Annotated in this window: 15 protein-coding genes and 1 tRNA gene; 10 read left to right on the forward strand and 6 right to left on the reverse strand. The window is 68.5% G+C overall.

From position 1 onward, the window contains the following. Positions 1–3: 3 nt before the first annotated feature. Complete coding sequence (locus CSIV_RS01525; RefSeq protein ID WP_077049666.1) at positions 4–2892, reverse strand: alpha-L-fucosidase; 2889 nt, start codon at positions 2890–2892, stop codon at positions 4–6. A gap of 308 nt (positions 2893–3200) precedes the next feature. On the opposite strand from CSIV_RS01525, the gene CSIV_RS01530 reads away from it, so the two are divergent. Further along, a complete protein-coding gene (locus tag CSIV_RS01530; RefSeq protein WP_083734931.1) occupies positions 3201–4484 on the forward strand; it encodes an ABC transporter substrate-binding protein in 1284 nt (427 codons plus the stop codon). Positions 4485–4545: 61 nt separating this feature from the next. On the opposite strand, the gene CSIV_RS01535 is transcribed toward CSIV_RS01530, so the two are convergent. Next, on the reverse strand, positions 4546–6849 hold the full coding sequence (locus tag CSIV_RS01535; protein WP_139340568.1) for a DUF5703 domain-containing protein: 2304 nt from the start codon (positions 6847–6849) through the stop codon (positions 4546–4548). 154 nt (positions 6850–7003) lie between these two features. Here CSIV_RS01535 and CSIV_RS01540 point away from each other — a divergent pair, with 154 nt between their 5' ends. Beyond that, on the forward strand, positions 7004–8242 hold the full coding sequence (locus CSIV_RS01540; protein ID WP_175627536.1) for an alpha-L-fucosidase: 1239 nt from the start codon (positions 7004–7006) through the stop codon (positions 8240–8242). On the opposite strand, the gene CSIV_RS01545 is transcribed toward CSIV_RS01540, so the two are convergent. Both CSIV_RS01545 and CSIV_RS01550 read right to left on the reverse strand, forming a co-directional pair. Further along, on the reverse strand, positions 8153–11632 hold the full coding sequence (locus tag CSIV_RS01545; RefSeq protein ID WP_077049670.1) for a glycosyl hydrolase: 3480 nt from the start codon (positions 11630–11632) through the stop codon (positions 8153–8155). The genes CSIV_RS01540 and CSIV_RS01545 overlap by 90 nt on opposite strands. Next, positions 11629–12948 (reverse strand): enolase C-terminal domain-like protein, encoded by a 1320-nt coding sequence (locus tag CSIV_RS01550; RefSeq protein WP_077049671.1) that lies wholly within the window; start codon positions 12946–12948, stop codon positions 11629–11631. Before CSIV_RS01550 ends, CSIV_RS01545 begins: the two co-directional genes overlap by 4 nt. An 82-nt stretch (positions 12949–13030) precedes the next feature. Here CSIV_RS01550 and CSIV_RS01555 point away from each other — a divergent pair, with 82 nt between their 5' ends. The 8 genes from CSIV_RS01555 to CSIV_RS01590 all read left to right on the forward strand — a co-directional run bounded on the left by CSIV_RS01555 (position 13031) and on the right by CSIV_RS01590 (position 19439). Further along, the gene (locus CSIV_RS01555) at positions 13031–13882 is read left to right on the forward strand and encodes a fumarylacetoacetate hydrolase family protein (RefSeq protein WP_077049672.1); all 852 of its coding nucleotides are present in this window, start codon (positions 13031–13033) and stop codon (positions 13880–13882) included. A 1-nt stretch (position 13883) separates the two neighbouring features. Then, positions 13884–14636 carry an SDR family NAD(P)-dependent oxidoreductase gene (locus tag CSIV_RS01560; RefSeq protein WP_077049673.1) on the forward strand — a complete coding sequence of 251 codons (753 nt, stop codon included), beginning with the start codon at positions 13884–13886 and terminating at the stop codon, positions 14634–14636. Beyond that, a complete protein-coding gene (locus CSIV_RS01565) occupies positions 14633–14956 on the forward strand; it encodes an L-rhamnose mutarotase (protein WP_077049674.1) in 324 nt (107 codons plus the stop codon). Before CSIV_RS01560 ends, CSIV_RS01565 begins: the two co-directional genes overlap by 4 nt. Further along, complete coding sequence (locus tag CSIV_RS01570) at positions 14953–15792, forward strand: amidohydrolase family protein (RefSeq protein WP_077049675.1); 840 nt, start codon at positions 14953–14955, stop codon at positions 15790–15792. Before CSIV_RS01565 ends, CSIV_RS01570 begins: the two co-directional genes overlap by 4 nt. Next, positions 15785–16738 (forward strand): aldo/keto reductase, encoded by a 954-nt coding sequence (locus CSIV_RS01575; protein ID WP_160897504.1) that lies wholly within the window; start codon positions 15785–15787, stop codon positions 16736–16738. Before CSIV_RS01570 ends, CSIV_RS01575 begins: the two co-directional genes overlap by 8 nt. Positions 16739–16900: 162 nt before the next feature. Continuing rightward, positions 16901–17866 carry a carbohydrate ABC transporter permease gene (locus CSIV_RS01580; protein ID WP_077049677.1) on the forward strand — a complete coding sequence of 322 codons (966 nt, stop codon included), beginning with the start codon at positions 16901–16903 and terminating at the stop codon, positions 17864–17866. Then, entirely contained in the window at positions 17866–18708 is an 843-nt protein-coding gene (locus CSIV_RS01585) for a carbohydrate ABC transporter permease (RefSeq protein WP_077049678.1), read from the forward strand. Before CSIV_RS01580 ends, CSIV_RS01585 begins: the two co-directional genes overlap by 1 nt. Positions 18709–18749: 41 nt before the next feature. Beyond that, positions 18750–19439 carry a FadR/GntR family transcriptional regulator gene (locus CSIV_RS01590; protein WP_077049679.1) on the forward strand — a complete coding sequence of 230 codons (690 nt, stop codon included), beginning with the start codon at positions 18750–18752 and terminating at the stop codon, positions 19437–19439. 265 nt (positions 19440–19704) lie between these two features. On the opposite strand, the gene CSIV_RS01595 is transcribed toward CSIV_RS01590, so the two are convergent. Together CSIV_RS01595 and CSIV_RS01600 are read right to left on the reverse strand one after the other, a co-directional pair. Further along, positions 19705–19793: transfer RNA gene (locus CSIV_RS01595), tRNA-Ser, on the reverse strand. A gap of 94 nt (positions 19794–19887) precedes the next feature. After that, the gene (locus CSIV_RS01600) at positions 19888–21156 is read right to left on the reverse strand and encodes an LCP family glycopolymer transferase (RefSeq protein ID WP_077049680.1); all 1269 of its coding nucleotides are present in this window, start codon (positions 21154–21156) and stop codon (positions 19888–19890) included. Positions 21157–21213 lie beyond the last annotated feature (57 nt).

Raw genomic sequence — 21213 nt, forward strand, 5'->3', positions numbered from 1 at the left:
TCGTCAGCCGACCAGCTTCCACAGGTCTTCAGCGGAATTGAAGAAGCTCGGGACGCCGCAGATCGATCGCACCGTCGTGCTGCCGAGGTACGCATCGCCGGTGAGGTGGAGCGGCCGCCCGAACCCCACGTTGACGATCCGGAGTCCGTCGTTCAGGTACGGCTGGAGCACCCACTGGTCCGATGTGGTCGGAGTGCCGTTCGTGACCATCGCCACCGCGCTGAGGTCCGCGTTGCCCTGGTAGTCCTGCGTGGTCATCCGCAGCATCTTGTTGCGGTACTCGTTGACGATCTTGTAGCGGTCGTTCCCGAGATAGACGACGGACCACCGATCCTCGGCTCCCGCCGATGCGGCAGGAACACCGGCGACAGCGAAATCCGTCGGACTGCCCAGGTACGAGTTGCCCGTCCCTCGCAGGCGGTACCCGTCCTGGTTGCTCACCAGCTGCAGCCCGGTCGCACCGTAGCGTCCGGTGCCGACCGACGACGTCACCAACTCGATCACGGTGTCGGTCGAGCTCCAGGTGGCCCCGGCGGGCAGCGTGAGAGTGACCCCGCTCGCATTCTGCGTCAGGCTCACCGCGGCACCGGTGCTGAGCAGCCGCGCCGAACTGAACGTCTTCCCGTCCGCGGGCACCGGCAGCGCGAGGCTGGATCCGGACGGCGGTGTGAGCACATGGATGTACTCACGGGAGTCGTCGCGCTTGCGCGTGGCCACGATGCCGTTGGGGAGGGTGTTGATGGTCACGCCCTCCGCGCGGGGATAGGAATTGCTCGGCATCGTGCCGATGATCGAGGCGCGGACGGGGTCCATCAGGGACTTGACCCCCGCGAGCGTCTCCTTGGCGCCGACCTCCCACTGTCCGTCACTGAAGGGACTGTAGGACCACCCCACGCCGGGCCCCTGCGTGGCCGCACCCGCCTGAAGGACGGTGTACCGGAACACCTGAGCACTGGTGAGACGCGACTTGCTGATGGGTGCGGCGTTCACGGTGAAATCGTCGAAACGGGCGATCGCGCCCGAGGTGGACAGACCCGCGTAGCCCGAGGTGAACGTCGTGTCCTTCTCGTCGATCAGCGCGGTCCGCGCGTCGCCGACGTACACGCGCAGCGCGGGACCGTCGGTGACCACCTTGAGCCGCTGCGTGGCGCCGAAATCCACGCCGGAGGGCGCACACGCGAGGTTGCCCACCCCGGCCTCGTACAGACACACCTCGCCGTTCGCGCGGGCGTAGATCAGGTACCCGCTGTCGAAGAACTGATCGTTCTGGGCCTGCTTGCGCACTTGGACGCCGGCCCAGTTGGACGGGTTCCCCTTCGCATCCAGGATGCGCAGGTCGACGGCGTAGGTCGAGTTCGCCCACGTCTTGCCCGTGACGGTCGCTCGTCCTTCGTTGCCGGTGAAGACCCCGGCCGATGCCGCCCAGGATCCGGATCCGACCGTCCAGGCGCCGGCGGACGCGAAAGGATCGGTCCACACCCGCTCCATGACGAGGTCGTCGAACCGCGCATCCGCCCCCGCGACGGCGAAGCCCGCGAACCCGGAGGAATAGGTGCTGTCGGCGACATCGATCCTCGGCGTCGTCTCCGTGCCGAGATAGACGCGGATGCGGGGACCGGACGTCTCGATCCTCACCTGGGTGCGCGAGGTGAACGTCGACCCGGTCGACGCGGTCGCCAGCACCGCCCCGGGCCGCGACAGTTCGATCTGCCCGTTGCTGCGGAAGATCACGAGATATCCGCTCGTCCCCCAGGAGTCGCCGGCGGCGTTCTTCCGGAACTGGAAGCCCGCCCAGTTCGTGGCGTTCCCCCCGTCCGACGCCAGCCGGAACGCGTAGGTGAATCGCCCGTCGCCGAACGTGTTGCTCCAGCCCGTCTCGGACTGCGTCCCCGCGGTGAGATTCATCGTCGCGGTCCCCGTCGAGCCGCGCAGCTCCTCGTTCTCCACCGTCCACGTCCCCGTGGTCGAGAACACTCCCAGCGCGCTGGGGATGTTGAAGTTCGCGGTGAGGTAGTCACCCAGGGTCGCCCAGTGGTTCTGGGTGACGACGTTGGGCGCCGACGTCGAGGCCGGCCACTTCGTGACGTCGTAGTCGGTGGCCGCGAGCCCGGTACCGAACCAGTCCGGACGGAAGACCTCTTTCAGCGGGAAATCCACGAGCGTGCGGCCGCCGAGGCTGGGATAGGCCAATGCCCCGAGCCACATGTCCGGCTGCCGCGACAGGATGGTGTTGCGGAGGCGGGGGAGGTCCAGCTTGTTCGCCCAGCGGGCATCGCCGCTCAGGCCGAGCTCGCTGTCGAAACCGATACCGGCGATGCGCGACCCATAGGTGTCCACCAACTCGGCGTAGAACGCGTTGATGAAGTCGTTCCACTTCTTGTAGCCGCCCGTAGGGTCGTTGGCGCCGAGGAGGTCCTGCTGACTCGCGGTGTAGTCGTGGGGATCGAGGGGATGCGTGAAGAGGAAGGTGGCGATCCCGCGCGCGGCGAGTCCGTCGATCAGCTCGCCGATGATGTCCTCGGTGGTGGTGTATCCCGGCCCCCGCCACGAGTCCAGGACCGCCGAGGGGTGCAGCACGGTGCCCGCCCCGTGGAAGTCGGTCACCTGGACGTAGTCGAAGCCCATTCCGGCGATCTCGTCGACCAGGCGGCCGACGTCGAAGCTCGCCGCGAACGGGTTGGCCCCCACCGTGTAGCTCCCGTCGCTGCGGGAGATCGCGTTGGTGACGCCCGGTCCGCCCGAGGTCCACGTGATGTTGAGGCCGTAACGGTAGGTGTTCGCGTCCGAGTTCAGGGGCGGGTTGGAAGGGGTTGCGGCGTGAGCGGCCCCTGCCGCTACGAGAGAGCCGAGGACGAGCGCTGCCGCGGTGACGGCCCCTACTGCGCCGCGCACGAGAATGGAAGTGCGCGTCCCTGCCTGTGATCTGCCGGTGTGTTTCATGCCGCCTCCTCGCGGGTGAGGGGGACCTCGTCGTCCCACCCCCGCCGATTGTCGGGGAGTGATCGGATGAAAATCAAGACTTGAGGCGGTTTTCGGGAGTAGCCCCGCTTCGAGGCGCCTTATTCCACCTCAAACCTCCGACATATGTCTTGACAGACATCGGATGAAAGAGCATGCTCGTCCCCAACTCACCTACGCACCACCGTCATCCGGATACCTGATCCGAGCGACGGCGGGGTCCGCAATCCAAAGGAGTATTGATGAGATTTCTGCGAGCCACAGCACTCGCGGTCGTGGCCGTCGGCGCGAGCGCATTCGCGCTGACCGGTTGCACCTCGAACTCGGCGCCGGCCGACGCAGGAGCAGGGGAACCCGTGACCCTCTCGTTCCTCACGTACACGAGCCCGAACGTCACGAAGGAGTTCTGGGAAGAGGCGGCCTCGACCATCGAGGCCGACAACCCCGGCCTCACCATCGAGCTGCTGTACACCCCGACCCTGGACCGTCAGGGGTACGCGCGTCAGCTTCTCGCGAGCGGCCAGCTGCCCGACATCATGTGGGACGCGCCGCTGCAGGAGTTCGTCGACGCCGGAGCACTCCTGCCGTTCGAACCGAGCGACTACGAAGGCATCAACGTCCCCGAGGGATACGGCGCCATCGATGGGAAGCAGTACTCGCTCTTCAACGGCTCGTTCATCTACCCCGGCGTCTACTACAACCCCGACGCCTTCGCCGCGGCCGGCGTCGAGGTGCCGACCACCTTCGATCAGCTCGTGACCGCCGCTCAGAAGCTGAAGGACAAGGGCACCACCCCGTTCCTGCTCTCCAGCGGGTCCGACACCTGGTCGACGCAGTTCATCCTGAACTCCCTGATCAGCGCGAACGTCCTCGGCAACGATCCCGACTGGATGGCCAAGCGCAAGGCGGGCGACGTGTCGTTCTCCGACCCCGAGTTCCGGCAGTCCGTCGACGCGTTCGTCGAATTGCGCGACGCCGGGTACTTCAACACCGACGCCCTCAGCATCAACTACACGCAGGCCAATGCGGCGTGGGCCACGGGCGACTACGCGATGTGGCCGATGGGCGGGTGGGCCGCGGCGGTCACGTCGGATGCCTTCACGCCCGGCGTCTTCGCGATGCCGACGTTCGACGGCGCGAAGGTGCTCCCGGTCACCTCGGGCGCGGCGCTGTACGTCTCGGCGGCGACCGCCCACCCCGATCTGGCGCGCAAGGTCGCGGTCGAGCTCGTGAAGAACACCAAGCTGCAGAGCGACCTCATGGTCAACGATGCGCAGTTCCCGATCATCAGCGGAGTCGAGGCCCCCGAGGGCACGGCACAGGCCACGCTCGACGGTCTCGCCCTGTACGAGAACCCCGACTACACGCAGGTGAGCGGCTTCCCGAACGTCGTCTCCAACGACGACCTCCCCCCGGTGGGCTGGCCTGCCGAGTACGAGAAGGCGGTGCAGGCGCTTCTCGCCGGTGGCAGCACCGATCAGTTCGTCACCGCCATCGACGACGCGTGGAACTCATTGAACAAGTAGTCCCTCACGACGGAGCGCTCGGATCGATTCGATCCGAGCGCTTCGTCGTCGCGTCGCGGAATCAGTCGTCGAGACGCAGGACACCCTCCCCGATGAGTCCCGAGACCGGCGACCCGTCCTCGGCGAACAGACGGAACCGCACGCTCCACTCGGTCGGCAGCCGACGCGCCAGCTCGGGCCTGCGGACGATCGCAAGCACGATCTCCTGGAGGGTGTTCAGGATGTTGGCGCCGTGATCGACGTCGGGGACGGCGTCGTAGACCGGCCCCCACATGGCGGGGAACGCGTGACCCGGGTTGCTCAGCGAAGCATTGTGCTCGAGGATCGCGGCAGCCTCCGCGATACGTCCGATGCGCGCGGCGACCGGCCCGAGGTACTGCCACCCGGCGAACGAGGGCGTCCCCACCTGCTCCCCGATCGTCGGAGACCGGAAGTTCCCGCTGACCTGGAGGCATCTGTCCCAGGTCGCGTCCAGGACGGCGTCGTCCAGCCCGTCGACATCGAACGGGAAGACTGCGTAGAACTCCGGGATCTCCACGTTCATCCGTTGGTCCTCGTAGCTGCCGGCCGGTGCCAGCGGCGCGCCGGTCTCACCACTGATCCGCGGGAGCGCGGGTAGGGCGTCGGCGACACGCTGGACGAAGTCACGCTCGGCGAGGAGCCGGTGCGGGAGGGCGAGGAGATCCGCGGTAAGCCGGTGATATCCCGCCACGACGGGAAGGGGGTCCGTCGTGTCGAAGTAGGTCTCCACGGAGTTCACCGGCCCGATCACCAGGCGCGCCGCCGCGTCGAGGGAGAATCGCGACCACGCGAAACGGAGGAGGTCGACGGCGTAGGGCACCGCGCGCTCCCGGAGGAAATCCTCGTCCCGGGTGAAGCGGTAGTACCGCTGCATGAGGACGGCGAGTTCCAGCCCCGGGGACAGGTCGATCGACCCTCCCCATCTGTTCTTCGACGTGCCGACGGGGAGAACTCGACGGTCGGCACCGTAGACCGCCGGGGACTGGAGCCCGCAACTGAGCGTCATCTCCGTACTCCACTGCCCGTCCGAGTCGTGGTGGCGGCGGGCGCGGGCGCGGTTGAGCTCTTCGAAGCGGCGGTAGTAGTCGAAGACCGGGATCAGCGACTGCGCCTCCCCTCGCCCCAGAACGGAGTAGTACGGCAAGCGCAGGTTCTGCCACAGATGCTCCACGCTCCAGGTCCGCTCGTCCGGGTTGAGCTCGGGCGTCGGCTCGCTCGTCGCGGCCGAGGCGAAGACGCGCCCGAACGTCGACAGAGCGAGGTGTTCCCCCGCGCCGGGCATCGTCGTGAACAGTCCCCCGTTGTAGAAGAGCGGGAAGCGTCCGCGATTGCCGCACGCGTGCATCCACTTCGTCAGCACATATGCCCGGGTGACCGCGGACGTCGGGTTCGACGTGACCGTCGCCCGCTCGTGGGAGTCCACCGCGGCGGCGACCTCGTCTGTCACCGTCGGCGGTCGCGTCGTGTCGCCCTCGACGACGATCCAGCTCCTCCCCCAGTACTCCCGCCACGCGTCCGCGGTACGGCGACGACTGTCCGCGAACCGGTGCGGCCGTTCCCGATGCCGCCGGATAGCCTCCTCGGCGGGCTCGACCTGGCTGCTGAAGGTCGCGACCCGGACGTCGATCTCCTCGACATCGCGGACGCGGAACCCCTCCTCCGCTTCGGGAATATGGCCGTCCACGGTGAGATAGCTCCCGAAAGAGCGGCCCAGGAGCACATCCGGGATGCCATCCCGCTCGGGTTCCAGTTCATGAAGGCGGGCGATCGCCGGCACGAGGCTGTCGTCGTTGCGATGCACGAGGTAGACGCCGCGGGCGTCTCGGCCCACCAGGTCGGCGCTCTCAGTCACGGCCGCCAACTCGGGCAGGAGCCCCGGGTCTTCCTCGCCCCAGAGGAGCGGTGCCGCCTCCACCGAGGGGCGCGCCCGCGTGCGCCAGGTACGCGCGTAGATGCGGGCGTCGAATCGCCCCGTGGAGGAGACATGCACGTGCGCGTCGTCTGCGGCGGTGTCGATGTGCATCTCGACGGTGAAACGGTGATCGCCCGTGCGGGCCGTGACCTCGAGTCGCCCGTCCACGAGATTCAACGACTGCGTGAAGTCATCGGGAGCGTCGAACGGGTTCGGGCTGAGCACGACGCCGTACTGGCCGAGCTTTAGCGTGCGATCGAGCTCGCTCAGCGCGTCGCTGCGGGAGAGGGTGAAGTGCAGGCCCCGAGCGTCAGTCCAGACGCTGGCGCAGAGCTCGCCGTTGCCGAGGGGCATCGCGGAGCGATCCCCCGTGCCCACCGACCCAAAGACGACGCGTTGCCGGTCGACGTCACCTAGAACGTCCATGGTCATATTCCTCCTATGTTTGATGCACTCCTATCGTAGAGTTCGCCCTATATTGGTCTCAATCATCGCTTTGCCAGCCTATTAATCGGATGTATTGGACTCGCTAATGCATGTACCCGCCCCGAACGCTCACGCCCCCCGCATTCCGGCGGAGGCGTCGATGCGAATGCTGGAGGTCAACCACGGTCTGTTCGTGCACTACGTCCCGCGGCTGACCGTGGATCCCGCGGGTGAGGCGGCGGACATGACCGGAATGGCCGCTTTCGACGTCGCCCGCTTCGTGGCGGACGTCCAGGATTTCGGGGTCGAGTACGTTCGGTTCACCGCCTGGCATTTCGCGATGGTCCCGCTCTATCCCAGCGAAGTCATGCGTCGGTGGCGTGGCGATCACGCGGTCTTCCCTCGCGATCTGCTCGGCGAGCTCATCGTCGCCCTGCGCGCGGTGGGCATCGACGTACAGCTGTACACGCATCCGCGGGACGGCCACGATTTCAGCCCGTCCGATCAGACACGCACCGGCTGGGGAGTCCGGGGCGCCCACGGGCAGCCCGATCCCTCACCGAGCGATTTCGACCGGAACCGCTGGAACGACTTCATCGCCGAGGCGTACTCGGAGCTCCTCGAACGCTACGGGTCCGAGGTCTCGGCGATCTATCTCGACGAGGGCAGCGAGCGTGGCGACAGCGAATGGGTCGTGGACTACGAGCGCCTCCGTGCGCTCGTCTCCCGGAAGGCTCCCGAGGTCGTCGTGATCCAGAACTACTACGGCAATCTCTATTCGGCGGACGTGGCCGATCATGAGTACGGCCGATGGGGAGAGCTCTCCTCGTCGGACGGCGAGACGTGGCCGGTCTTCGCCTTCCAGAGCGTCTCGACCGTGGTCGGCAGCACGTGGTGGGCGGCCCGAGCCGATCCCGCGTTCTCCGTCGGATACTCGGTCGCCGACCTGTTCCGATACCTCGTCCTCCAGATCTCGGCCTGCCGGGTCGGGGGCGGGATGGCATTCGCGGCGGGCCCGTTCACGCCCGGCGGGTGGGAACCCGGCGTCGCCGAGACACTCCGCGCAGTCGCCGCGATCATCGCCCCGATCCGGGCATCACTGCACGGGGTCCGCGCGATCGACCGCTGGCCGACTCCCGACGCGCTGTGCGCCGCCGGGATCGAGTGGGGGGTTGCGGTGGATACGGATGCCGCGACCTACCTCCACATCCTCACCGACACCGCCGGCGACGCCCTCGAGCTCCCGCCCTCCCTCGACGGGCGGGTTCCCGTGAGCGCCGCCGACCTGCGGTCAGGACGCGCCGTGCCTCTATCCGTCGGCGCCGGCGGCGAGGTCCGCCTCGAGGGGATCGGCGACGTCCGGCACGATCTCGACACGGTGATCGAGCTGCGCTTCTGACGCCGCGCCGGAGAGGAGGATGCGAACGCCCTCCACGCCCGTCGAACTTGCGGCCCCGTACGGGGTCGGCAGACGGCGGTACCGGTTCGCGAGGGTGTTGCTCATCCGCAGTTCGAGGGCGTTCACGCCGGGCCTCACGTGCGCGGTGACGTCGACGGCATCCCCTGGTCGGAGGACGCTCCCTGCCTCGGCACCGTTCACGACGACCGCGCAGGAACCCGCGAGCGCGGGGATGACCACCTCGGCACGCGTCCACGGCCCCTCGGGGCGGGTGAAGGTCGCACGGCTGGTGATGGCTCCGGAATAGTTCGCCAGCGCCGGCGAGACGATGCCCGGCAGGGATCCGAGTGTCGCACCGGGCACCCAGCGCGGGGGGCTCACGAACGCGTCGCCGCCGGAACCGGCCCGGTCGATCCTGACCAGCACGGGCGCCTCCTCGCCCGTGACGGCGATGCGGTGGAGACCATCCGTGTCGCCCGGACGCACCGCGAGCGCGCTCTCGCCCTGCCGCGCCGTGACGACGACCCCCTGCGCCTCGATGAGGAGAGCGATGGCTCCCGGCGGGGGGACGAACCGCACCCAGGTCGGAGCGGGATCGTCGTGCTGCCCGAGGTGGAAGCGGAGAGCGGGACGCGGGCCGCTCCACCACTCCAGCCGACACTCGGCGAGATCGGGATGGTCCTCCCCGCCGACCACGACTGCGGCCCTCGTCGGCTGCTCCGCGGAGACGTCCAGACGGATCAGCACGCGTGCCGCCGGGGGCACCATGACGGATCGGGTGGTCATCGGCGTCGACATGTCGCGAAGACCCCACGGCGGGAACCGGTGCGCGGGCGTCTCCGGCACGTCGATCACGCACGCACCGTCGATCCACACCTTCACCGCGCTGCGGGACCGGATGCGGACGGGGAGCTCGTCGCCGTCACCGTCGACTCGAGCCGAGAAGAAGTAGACGGACCCGGGCGGCGGCTCGTCGTCGAGCGCGCGGGGGTCGAGGAACGTCGCGGGTACGCCCTTCAGCCCGTGCGGGCCCGCCATGCGGTCGAGCAGGAACGGGTCCTGGAAGATGCCGGCCTCCTCCGAGAAGGCGTACTCCCTCCAGACCGAACCAGGGGCGGATGCCGGGTCCTGGGCCCCCACCGAGTGTCGGAGCGTCTCTTCGACATCTGCGGCGGTATCGGCGCTCACCGGCCCCCATGCGCGCAGCCGCGCCGCGACCCCGTGACGCTGCAAGCGCCACGGCCCAGCCGCGTCGGGAGACGTCTCGTACTCCCACACGTCGACGCCCGTCTCCCGGTCGGCGAGATCGGCGTCGGGGCCCACGGCCGGAGTGAGAGTCGTCCACCATGCCGCGTCCACCGCGAGCTCGGTCCCCTCCGGGGAGGGAGCGGGCGATGCGGGACGACTCGGCCGCGAGCGGTCGACCACGATGACGGTCGACCGGCCGGCCGGAAGCTCGAGTGCCTCCGTGGCGATCGTTCCGTCGCCATTCAGCGCGACGGGCCGACGCTCCCCGTGCCACGGGTCCCAGATCTCGGTGCGACCGCGATCACGGACCGAGAAGCGCGTGCGGACGGTGTGCGCGAGCGGATTGGTGACGAAGAACACGTCGAGACTCCCGACTCGGCGCTGAGCGATGCGGAGACCGTCGACCTCGAAGCGGAGCGGCCGCTCCTGTACGGCATCGATCGCTCTCGCGAGGTCGGCGAGGTCGTCACCCCGTTCCGGGCGGAGGACCGCTCCCCCTGCCTGCTCGTGCGCGGCGAGCGCAGCGACCGCCGCGGACACGGTCTCGGCGGCGACCGTGATCGCGACGCGATAGGTCGCGGCCCCCACACGAAGACCGGCATCGGGGTCGGCGTCCAAGAGGTCGCCGGGCACCAGATCGACGCCGATACCGGCCTCGGTGAGGGCGGTCAGCACATCTCGGGCCCGCTCGGGACTGCTCGCCCCGGCGCCGACGAGATCGAGGTCGGGGGTCGGATCGACGACGCAGACCTCCGTGACCGCGGTTCCCTCTCGGAGCAGGGCGCACACCCGCGCGAGGTAATCCCAGAGGGGGCGGGAATCGTCCCACCACGGCTGGCGGAAGTGGAAGTCGGGCGACGCCCACTCCCACCATCCCCCGTTGGTCGTGTAGTTCAGCCCGTGCAGGATGAGCATGTTCGCCCCCGCGGCGAACCCGATGTCGGCGCCCGCGGCGATCTCGGCCGGGGTGACTCCCCAGGTGCTGCTGTGGAACGCCTCGTTCGCGACCAAGGGCCGCTCGAACATCCGGGCGATGGAGGCACTGACCCGGAAGGCGGCGAGATTGCGCGGCGCCGCGAGATCGGGGTCGTCGTTGCCCGGGCCGTGGTACCAGCGCATGGTGCGAAGGAAGTCGGCGTAGTGCCGGTGCCCCAGCCGAAGGTCGCCACGGCTGATCTGATCCATGACCAGCTGGGTGCCGTGGGCCTCGTGCCACTCGAAGATCGGGCGGAAGTAGGAATCCTCCAGCAGCCGCCGAACGATGTTCCGATAGGCGTCGCGAAGGCGCTCGGCATCCGCGAACGGCATCCACAGGGCGTGAACGACGATGTCGGGATCCATGCCCTCCGCGCGCAACTCCGCGGCGACGCGGTCGTTCCACATGGGCATGGTCAGACCGAAGTCGAGTTCGTCCTGGAAGAACGTGCGCAACGTCGTCCCCACCAGATCCCCGAGACGCTCGATGAAGAGGTCGTAGTACTCCGCGATGACCGCGGCACCGGATTCAGGGTGCATCGGATCGAAGTCGGACGAGTGGATGCCGATCCGCTTGCCGTCCAGTGCCACGATCGACAGCTCCCAGTGGCCCTCCGGGACGGACCACCCCTCTTCCGCGGACACCGTCACGGGGACGGCGGACTCCAGGGACTCCTCGACGCGCCACGCCCGCGCGGAGACGACCCGCAGTCCCGGGTCGAGACGGAACATCATGGGTCCGCTCACGGTGGCGCGGTGGTGGGTGAGGGTGCCCGCACTCAGTCCCGCGGTCCGCGATCCCGCTCGACGCAGCACCGGTCCGATGAAGCCGTAGTCCTGGATGCCGGCACTCATCCCGAGGGTCGCGGACTGCTCCACGTACGAGCGGAACAGATCCCACCACCGATCGCCGAACGGTGTCGGCGAACCGTGGTCGACGGAACCGTCCGGGGTGTGGCTGTAGCCGACGATCGTGCCGCCGATCCCTTTCGCTGCCAGGAGGGCGAGGTGAGCGGCGATGCGATCGCGCTGGAGGTCGGAGCCGCTCCACCAGTAGAACGGGGTGACCCGCGCATCCGCGGGGGGCTCGACGAAGCGGTCGAACAGATCGTCCAGCTCCGACTCCTCTCGCCCGGCGGGCGGTCCGGGGGTCTCCGGCAGCGTCATGCGTGGGCGCCCTGGAGGCCGAGGCCCAGCGAGCGCGGATCCACGAACGAGAACTCCGCGACCGAGGCCGCGTACATCTCCGCACCACTGCCCGGTGCGCTGGGGGCGCGATAGCGTCCCTCCCGCACGACGACGGGTGTGAGGAAATGTTCGTGGAGGTGGTCCACGAACTCGATCATGCGCCCCTCCATCGAACCGCTCACCGCGACGTAGTCGAAGTACGACAGATGCTGCACGAGTTCGCACAGCCCGACACCGCCCGCGTGCGGGCACACCCGGACACCGAACTTCGCGGCGAGCAGAAGGATGGCGATGTTCTCGTTCACGCCGGCGACGCGGGTCGCATCGATCTGCAGCACCTGCAACGCGTCGGCCTGCAGGAACTGTTTGAACATCACCCGGTTCGCTCCGTGCTCCCCGGTGGCCACCGGCGTCGGAGCGATCGCCGCGGCGATGGCGGCGTGACTGAGGACGTCGTCCGGGTTCGTCGGCTCCTCCACCCAGGCGATGTCGAAGGCCAGCAGGTCGCCGATCCAATCGATCGCCTCCTGGCGGTCCCAGCGCTGGTTCGCATCGACGGCGATCGCGATGTCCGGTCCGACGGTCTCGCGCGCGAGGCGGACGCGCCGCACGTCGTCAGCCCGGTCGGCCCCGACCTTGAGCTTGATCTGCCGGAATCCCTCGGCGACCGCCTCTCGGCTCAGTCGCACCAGCTTCTCGTCCGAGTAGCCCAACCACCCCGGGGTCGTGGTGTAAGCGGGATAGCCGCGTCCCTGCAGATCCTGGATGCGAGCGAGCCGATCGAGGCTCAGGGGACGCAGGATCTCGAGGGCTTCCTCGCGCGTCAAAGCATCGCTGAGGTAGCGGAAGTCCACGAGGTCGACGATCTCCTCGGGGGTGAGGCGCGCGAGGAGCTCCCAGAGCGGCAGACCTGCCCGCTTGGCGCGCAGGTCCCAGAGGGCGTTGATCACCGCCCCGATGGCCATGTGCATCGCCCCCTTCTCCGGACCGAGCCAGCGCAGCTGGGACTCGTAGACGAGTTCACGCCACGACCCGCCCATGTCCGCCAGCAGTGGCTCGACGTCACGACCGAGGAACCACGGCGCGAGGGCGTCGATCGCCGCCCGCTGCACGTCGTTGCCCCGACCGATGGTGAAGACGAAGCCGTGCCCCTCGAGGCCGTCGCCGGCGTCGGTGACGATGCGGACGTATGCGGCGGAGTAGTCCGGGTCCGGGTTCATCGCATCCGATCCATCCAATGACTCGGAGGTGGGGAAGCGAACATCACTCGTGCGGAACTCGATGATCTTGCTCAAGATGCTCCTTGGGGCTAGCGTGTGTCGAGCATAAAGATCCGATGTCTTTGATGTCAACGTTTCGCAACGGAGGGAAGTTCAGGTGAAACTCGGACGAGTCGGCCCCATCGGCGCCGAAGTGCCCGTAGCACTGCATGAGGGTGGCTATCGAGACCTCCGACCCGTGGTCGCCGATCTCGCGGGCGACGCCCTGTCCCCCGAGACTCTGCGACGCATCCGAGCGGAGATCGACACTCTCCCCGTCGTGGAGGGTGCCGAGCATCTGCGACGAGGAGCTCCGATCGCCCGCCCCGGGGCGATCATCTGCATCGGCATGAACTATGCCGCCCATGCGGCCGAATCAGGATCACCGCCGCCCGAGATCCCCCCGATCTTCCTCAAGACGCCGAACACCATCGGCGGGCCCGACGACGAAGTCACGATCCCCCGCGGCAGCCTCAAGACCGACTGGGAGGTCGAGCTGGGGGTCGTCATCGGCACACGTGCGCTCTACCTCGACACGCTCGAGGACGCACGCGCGTGCGTCGCCGGCTACGTCCTGGCCAACGACGTCTCGGAGCGCGCCTTCCAGCTGGAGGAGTCGGGAGGCCAGTGGTCCAAGGGCAAGTGCGCCCCCGGCTTCACGCCTCTCGGCCCGTGGCTGGTCACGGCGGAGGACGTGGATGCGACCGACGTGCGTCTGCGCAGTTGGGTCAACGGCGAGCCCCGTCAGGACTCGTCGACCAGCGATCTCATCTTCGGCGTCGACGAGATCGTCCGACACCTGTCGCAGTACCTCGCCCTGGAGCCCGGCGACCTGATCCTCACCGGGACCCCGGCCGGCGTGGCGCTGTCGGGACGGTTCGCCTACCTCCGATCCGGCGACGTCGTCGAGACGGAGATCACCGGCCTCGGCCGGCAGGCCCAGCGGTTCGTCGAGTACGAGAGGGTATGACATGGATTTCTCCCACAGCGTCGCGATCGTGACCGGAGGAGCGTCGGGGATCGGCGCGGCCATCGTGCGGCGCCTGCTCGATGGGGGCGCGCGCGTCGCCGCCCTGGACCTCGACCCCGCCGGCTCCCCAGCCGGAGCCTTCCCCGTCCAGACGGACATCGCCGACCTCGCCTCGGTACGCCGAGCCGTCGACGCGGTGGCCGAGCACTTCGGGGGCATCGACATCGTCGTCAACAACGCGGGTGTCGGCGCTCAGGGGACGGTGGAAGACCTGGACGAGGCCGAGTGGGCGCGCGTGCTGGGCATCAACGTCACCGGCATCGCGCGAGTCAGCGGGTCGGCCCTCCCCCATCTCCGACGGTCGGCGTCTGCTTCGATCGTGAACGTCGCCTCGATCGCCGCGACGGCCGGACTCCCGCGCCGGGCGCTCTACAGCGCATCGAAGGGCGCCGTGGCGGCACTCACGCGAGCGATGGCGGCCGATCACCTCGCGGAAGGGATCCGCGTGAACGCGGTGAACCCGGGGACAGCGAACACGCCATGGGTCCAGCGCCTGCTCGCCTCCTCCGAGGACCCCCAGGCCGAGGCCGAGGCGCTGCGGGGACGTCAGCCGCACGGTCGCCTGGTCGAGCCGCAGGAAGTCGCGGAGGCCGTCGCGTATCTCGCCGGCCCCGGTAGCGGCTCGACGACCGGCATCAGCCTGGCCGTCGACGGCGGCATGCAGGAGCTGCGTCTGGCGGCCGCGCGGTCATGACACGGCACGTCCAAGTCACCGGCCTGCACCCGGAGCACCGGGATCGGTATCTGGAGCTGCACGCGGCTGTGTGGCCGGAGATCGAGCGCACGATCCGCGACTGCAACATCCAGGACTATTCGATCCACGTCATCGACGACACACTGATCGGTGTGTTCGATTACGTCGGCGACGATTTCGAGGCCGACATGCGGCGCATGGCTGCAGACGAGCGGACGCGCGAGTGGTGGGCGCTGACGTCGGTCTGTCAGGCCCCGCCTCCGGGAGCCTCGGCCGACGCCCCCTGGGTCGAGGTGCCCGCCGTCTGGACGCTCGCATGACGATCGACGCGCACGTGCATCTCTGGGACCGCACGCGCAACCCCCAGCCGTGGATCGAGCCGGAGACCATGGGGGCGATCGATCGCGACTTCGACGCGGACGACCTGGAGCGCGCCCTCGGCACCGAAGTCACCGGCGCGGTCGTCGTGCAGGCACGGAACACACTCACCGAGACACGCGACCTCCTGGCTGCGGCGGCATCCTCCGAGATCGTGCGGGGAGTCGTCGGCTGGGTGGACCTCGCCGGTGACGTCGCAGAGCAGGTGGCGGGTCTGCGCGCCTGCGCCGGAGGAGACCGGCTCGTCGGCATCCGTCATCTCGTCCATCGCGATCCGGATCCCCTCTGGCTCGCGCGCGCCGACGTGCATGAAGGCCTCCGGCAGCTCGCCCATGCGGGGCTGCCGTTCGATCTGGTCATCCGACACCACCAAGCGGCCCTGGCCGTCGAGACGGTGGCGGCGCATCCTGACCTCACGTTCGTCCTCGACCATCTCGGGATGCCGCCGCTCGTCGAGGGCGACCTCGATGCCTGGGCGGATGACCTGGAGCGTCTGGCCGCGCACCCTCACGTGCGCGCGAAGCTGTCCGGACTGCCCATGGAATCGGACTGGGCCACCTGGACACCGGAAACGCTCCGCCCCGTCGTCGAGCACGCGCTCGGGTGCTTCGGAGAGGGACGCCTGCTCTTCGGGTCGGACTGGCCCCTGGTGCTCCTGCCCGGCGGCCTGCAGCGGTGGCGGGATGCCGCGCGAACCCTCGTTCCCCCCGAGCGGCATGCCGACGTCTTCACCACCGCCGCCGCCACGACCTACCGACTGGAGCTCCCCCGTGCGTAGACGCCCCCTGGGGTCCACCGGCATCGCCGTCACCGAACTGGGCTTCGGCGCGGCCAGCCTCGGCAACCTCTATCGCGAGACGACGGACGAGGAGTCCACGGAGGCCGTCGTCGCGGCATGGGAGAGCGGAATCCGCTACTTCGACACCGCCCCGCATTACGGGCTCGGCCTCTCCGAGCGGCGGCTGGGACGAGCCCTCGCCCCGTTTCCTCGCGACGAGGTCGTCATCTCCACCAAAGTGGGGCGATTGCTGGTGCCGCGCGACGACCCGGAGCCGTCCGACGGGATGTTCCACGTCCGGGGCGACCACCGACGCGTCTGGGACTTCTCACGGGACGGCATCCTGCGCTCCCTCGAGAGCAGCCTCGAACGCCTCGCCACCGACCACGTGGACATCGTCTACCTGCACGATCCCGACGAGAGCGGGATCCCCGGTGCCGCCGAACAGGGTGCGGAGGCGCTGATCTCCCTCCGTGAGGAGGGTGTGGTGCGCGCCGTGGGCATCGGATCCAACTCCGCCACCGCCGTCGCAGAGCTCTTCACTCGGGCGGACATCGACGTGGCCATGCTGGCGGGGCGGTACACGCTGCTCGAACCGAGAGGGGCGGATGCGGTCTTCGAGGCAGCCGCGGGGCGCAGCGTCGTCGCCGTCGGCGTGTTCAACTCGGGGATCCTCTCCACGGTGCGCCCGGATGCGGGGGCGATGTACAACTACGCGCCGGCACCGGACGCGCTCATCGCACGAGCGCGCGAACTCGCCACGACGGCGGAGGCGCACGACAGCACCCTGCCCGCCGCAGCGCTCGCCTTCCCGCTACGTCGGCCGGAGGTGGCGTCGGTGGCGGTGGGCATGCGGACGGCCGAGCACGTACGGCGCAACGTCGCTCTGTTCGACCAGCCGCCGCACGAGGACGCCTGGGCAGCGCTGGTCGGCCGCGACGCCTGAGACCTCCCATCACTCACCCCCATCGGGCGCCGCTATTTGCCGAAATGCGGCTTTGAGCGCTCGCGCTGTTGACAAACATCCGATGTTCGATCAGGCTGAGCACGTCGCCCGACGGCCGCACCCGAGCCGCCGACCGCGACGAATCGATCCGAAGGAGTGTTGATGAGTTCTGCGGTTTCCACGGCGCCCCGGGAGGAGACGTCGCCGACCCGGGCTGACTCACGTCCCCCGCGGAAGCGCAAGCGCACGCTGCGCACGCGAACGGTGCACGCGCGTATCTTCGGCGTCCTCGGGCTTCCCGCCCTGGCGCTCTACCTCTTCGCGGTCCTCATCCCGCTGTTCCTCGCGATCCGGTACTCGCTCCTGGACTTCAACCTTCTGACGTCGAAGGGGCCGTTCGTCGGCCTCGAGAACTACGTGACCATCCTCACCGACGGCGAGTTCTGGCGGGCGCTGAGCTTCACGCTGGTCCTGACGGCGGTGTCACTGGTCGTCGCCAATGCCGCCGGCGTCGCTCTCGCGGTGGTGCTCAACCGTCCCCGGCGCTTCTTCAACATCCTCCGCGCGATCGCCTTCGTCCCGGCCATCCTCAGCGGTGTCGTGCTCGCGTACATCTGGTCGACGATCCTCACGGATCGCGGCGTCCTGAACTCGGTCCTGGGTCAACTCGGGTTGAGCGCCCTCCAAACGAGTTTCCTCGGAACCCAGACTGCAGCTCAGATCAGCGTCATCGCCGTCTCGATCTGGCCCACGATCGGCTTCACCACCGTGATCTATCTCGCCGGACTCCAGGGCATCCCGACCGAGCTCAACGAAGCGGCCTCCATCGACGGCGCCGGGCCGTCGCGGACTTTCTGGTCGGTGACCTGGCCGCTCCTCCGCCCTTCTCTGTTCATCGTCTCCACGATGATCGTGATCGGCGGGGTGAAGAGCTACGACATCTCCGTCATCCTGACCGGCGGCGGACCCGTCGGTGCCACCGAGACCCCGGCCATGCAGATCCTGCGGCAGGGACTCACGGAGAACAATCCCGGGCCGGCCAACGCCGAGGCCATCATCCTGCTCATCATCATCGTCGTCATCTCGCTCGCCGGGTTCGCCCTCAACAGGAAGGGCGACGTCGACTGATGTCCACTCGCCACAAGCCCGGGGCCGTCTCCCCGGTCCGCTACGTCGTCGCCCTGCTGGCCGTTGTCGCGTACGCGCTGCCGCTGTACATCGCGATCCTGAACACCTTCAAGACGAACACCCAGATCATCAACAACCCGGCGGCGCTGCCGGCTCCCTGGACGCTCGACAACATCACCCGCGTCCTATTCGATCCGAACTCCGACCTGCTGGCGACCCTGGGCCGGACGGTGTTCATCGTGGTGTCGAGCGTGGTGCTCATCCTCCTCGTCGGGTCGATGCTCGGCTACTACGTGGGGCGGTACGAGAACCGCATGGTGCGGATCATCATGCTGTCGCTGCTCCTGGGCTTGGCAGTCCCCTCGCAGGTCCTGCTGATCCCCCTCACCCAGACCTTGAGGTCGGTGGGCCTTCTCAACAGCTACGCCGGGCTCATCCTGTGCAACGTCGGGTTCTTCGTCCCGTTCACGGTGCTCATCTTCTCCCGGTTCGTCCGCAGCATCCCCCGTGAGCTCGACGAAGCGGCCGCCATCGACGGCGCGGGTCCCCTCCGCACCTTCTTCACGGTCATCTTCCCGCTCATGCGTCCCGCCGCCTCCAGCGTCGCGATCTTCGCGAGCGTCGGCATCTGGAACGACTTCGTCAATCCGCTCATCCTGCTCGGCCCCGCCACGGGGACCACGATCATGGCAGGCCTCTACCGGACGCTCGGGCAGTACACCTCGGACTTCGGGACGACCTTCGCCTACATGTTCCTTGCGAGCCTGCCGATCCTCGTGCTCTTCCTGGTCCTGCAGCGCAACTTCATCAACGGCCTGACGGCCGGGGCGGCAAAGGGATGATCGCGGCATCCGCCGACACGCGCGTGAGTAGGGTGTGACGCATGGCCGTTACCGACGAAGCGATCGTGCGCATCAAAGCGATGATCATCTCCGGCGAGCTCCGCCCGGGCGATCGGCTGCCGCCCGAGAAGGAACTGAGCGAACGCCTGGGCCTGTCCCGGAACTCGATGCGCGAGGCGATCAAAGCGCTCGAGGTCATCCGCGTGCTCGACGTCCGCCAGGGTGACGGCACGTACGTGACGAGCCTCGAACCCAAGCTGCTGGTCGAGGCCATCTCGTTCGTCGTCGACCTCCACACCGACAACTCGATCATCGAACTCTTCGAAGTGCGGCGCATCATCGAGGGAGCCGCCGCCGCCTTGGCCGCGACGCACATCACCCCCGAGCAACTCGAAGAATTGCGGGCGCACATGGAGCTGGCGACGCACACCGACTCGGTCGAGTCTCTCGTCGAGCATGACCTGCACTTCCATGCGCAGATCGTCGCCGCGTCCGGGAACTCGTACCTGTCAGCGCTCGTCGAGTCGCTCTCCAGCAGTACGGTCCGCGCTCGGATCTGGCGCGGCCTCACGCAGGGTGACGCCGTGTCGCGCACGCTCGACGAGCACCGCGCCATCGTCGAGGCCCTGGAAATCGGTGATGCCCGGCTCGCCGAGGCCCACGCGATGACTCATGTCTCGGGCGTCGAACGCTGGCTCCGAGGCCACATCGCCGAGTACCCGCAGGACTGAGCCGCATCCGGTGGTTCGCGTGCGGAGCACCTGACCGGTCGACGGGCATGACCACTCCCATGGCGGTGGTCCGACGCCGACGTGCGCATCGGGCGTCACCGACTACCACACGATTCACGCTGCCTCGGTCGCCATTCCGGCGACGCGACTTCGTAGTCGCGCATCGCACCCATGCGTCGCCGCGGAAGCCGCGGGGTCCTTTCCCGACGCGTCGACAGAGTCTCGCGGCAACGACGAAAGCCCCGGCGAACCGGGGCTTTTCGTGCGGAGACGGAGGGATTTGAACCCTCGGTCCCCTTACGGGGACTCCACCTTAGCAGGGTGGTGCACTAGGCCTGACTATGCGACGTCTCCAGGTGATCGACGCCGAGGCGCGAGCACACCGGACCATACTAACCGGTCGGGGCGCGGCATCCGAATCCGAGGGAAGGATGCCGCGCCCCGTCGGTCAGCGGACGTTTCCGTTCGAGCAGGTGGCCTGCGCGGCGGTCTGCCCGGCGATCTCCGAGGGCAGCGTGATGACGCTCGACGACGGGTCGGGGGTGGGCGTCGCGCCCTCGGTCGGGGCCGGGGAGTCGGTCGCGGTGGGCGCGGGAGTCGCGCTCTCGTCGACCACGACGCCGTTGCCGTCACTGAGGGCACCCGACAGCTGGATCGGCTGGTTCGCCGCCAGGGCCGACCACAGGGCGTCGGCCGCCTCGGAGTCGGGCACGACGCGGTTGGCGTTGGACGGGTCGGTGTACGTCGGGTACTGCACGAATACGATCTCGTCGAACGGCACGTCCTTGACGGCCATCGCGATCTGCACGAGGGTGAGCGGGTTCGTGAGCGACGTCGACGGGTCGACGTTGCGCAGAGTGGTCGACGCGAGCTTGTACAGCGTCGCGGGGTTCGACAGCACCTCTTCGCTGCGGAGCTTCGAGGTCAGACGCGACATGTACTGCTGCTGGTTCGAGATGCGGCCCAGGTCGCCGCCGTCACCGACGCCGTGGCGGGTGCGCAGGAACTGCAGCGCGTCGAGACCCTTGATGGTGCGCATGCCGGCGGGCCAGTCGATGCCGGTGTACGGGTCCTTGATGCCGTTGGCGATGCAGACGTCGACTCCGCCGATGGCATCCGTGATGTTGATGACGCCGCCGAAGCTGACCTTCGCCGCGAAGGGGATCTGCAGTCCGCTGAGCTCGGAGATCGTCGAGACCACGCAACCGAGGCCTCCGTACATGAAAGCGCTGTTGATCTGCTGCTTCGACATCGCCGAGGTGACGTTGCCGTCGGCGTCGGTGCAGGAGGGGATCGGCACCATCAGGTCGCGCGGGAACGAGATCACGGTGACGCGGCGGGGCTCGTCCGAGATGTGCACGAGCATGTTGACGTCGTTGAGGTTGCCCTCCGAATCGGGTCCGCTGCAGCGGTCGCCGAAGTACTGGGCGAATTCGGGCTCGCACTCGTCGGTGCCGACGAGGAGCAGGTTCACGCCACCCTTGAGCTCGCCGATGTCCGGCGGAACCGCGGGCTGGTCGGGCAGATCGACCGCGTCCGCGGTGAAGCTCGACGACAGGTCGTACACGGCGTAGGCGGCCACGCCCGCACCGGCGACGAGGAGGACGGCCATCGCCACGGCGAGGCCGCGGAAGAACTGTCCGAGCGGGCCGAGCGAGCGCAGGCGTCCGTGCCGCGCGATCGTCCGGCGCCCGCGCGGGGTCGTGGTTCTGCTCACTCGGGTCCTTTCGGGAGGACGGATGCCGCTGAGCGGCACGCCGAGACCGCGACGACG

The organism is Microbacterium sp. CSI-V (assembly GCF_001984105.1).
GTDB lineage: Bacteria > Actinomycetota > Actinomycetes > Actinomycetales > Microbacteriaceae > Microbacterium.

What these genes read in the sequence shown, in the direction of transcription:
- CSIV_RS01530 (WP_083734931.1), top strand. Translation starts at nt 3,201, where the DNA reads ATGAGATTTCTGCGAGCCACAGCACTCGCGGTCGTGGCCGTCGGCGCG.
- CSIV_RS01535 (WP_139340568.1), bottom strand. Translation starts at nt 6,849, where the DNA reads ATGACCATGGACGTTCTAGGTGACGTCGACCGGCAACGCGTCGTCTTT.
- CSIV_RS01540 (WP_175627536.1), top strand. Translation starts at nt 7,004, where the DNA reads ATGCGAATGCTGGAGGTCAACCACGGTCTGTTCGTGCACTACGTCCCG.
- CSIV_RS01545 (WP_077049670.1), bottom strand. Translation starts at nt 11,632, where the DNA reads ATGACGCTGCCGGAGACCCCCGGACCGCCCGCCGGGCGAGAGGAGTCG.
- CSIV_RS01560 (WP_077049673.1), top strand. Translation starts at nt 13,884, where the DNA reads ATGGATTTCTCCCACAGCGTCGCGATCGTGACCGGAGGAGCGTCGGGG.
- CSIV_RS01565 (WP_077049674.1), top strand. Translation starts at nt 14,633, where the DNA reads ATGACACGGCACGTCCAAGTCACCGGCCTGCACCCGGAGCACCGGGAT.
- CSIV_RS01570 (WP_077049675.1), top strand. Translation starts at nt 14,953, where the DNA reads ATGACGATCGACGCGCACGTGCATCTCTGGGACCGCACGCGCAACCCC.
- CSIV_RS01580 (WP_077049677.1), top strand. Translation starts at nt 16,901, where the DNA reads ATGAGTTCTGCGGTTTCCACGGCGCCCCGGGAGGAGACGTCGCCGACC.
- CSIV_RS01585 (WP_077049678.1), top strand. Translation starts at nt 17,866, where the DNA reads ATGTCCACTCGCCACAAGCCCGGGGCCGTCTCCCCGGTCCGCTACGTC.
- CSIV_RS01590 (WP_077049679.1), top strand. Translation starts at nt 18,750, where the DNA reads ATGGCCGTTACCGACGAAGCGATCGTGCGCATCAAAGCGATGATCATC.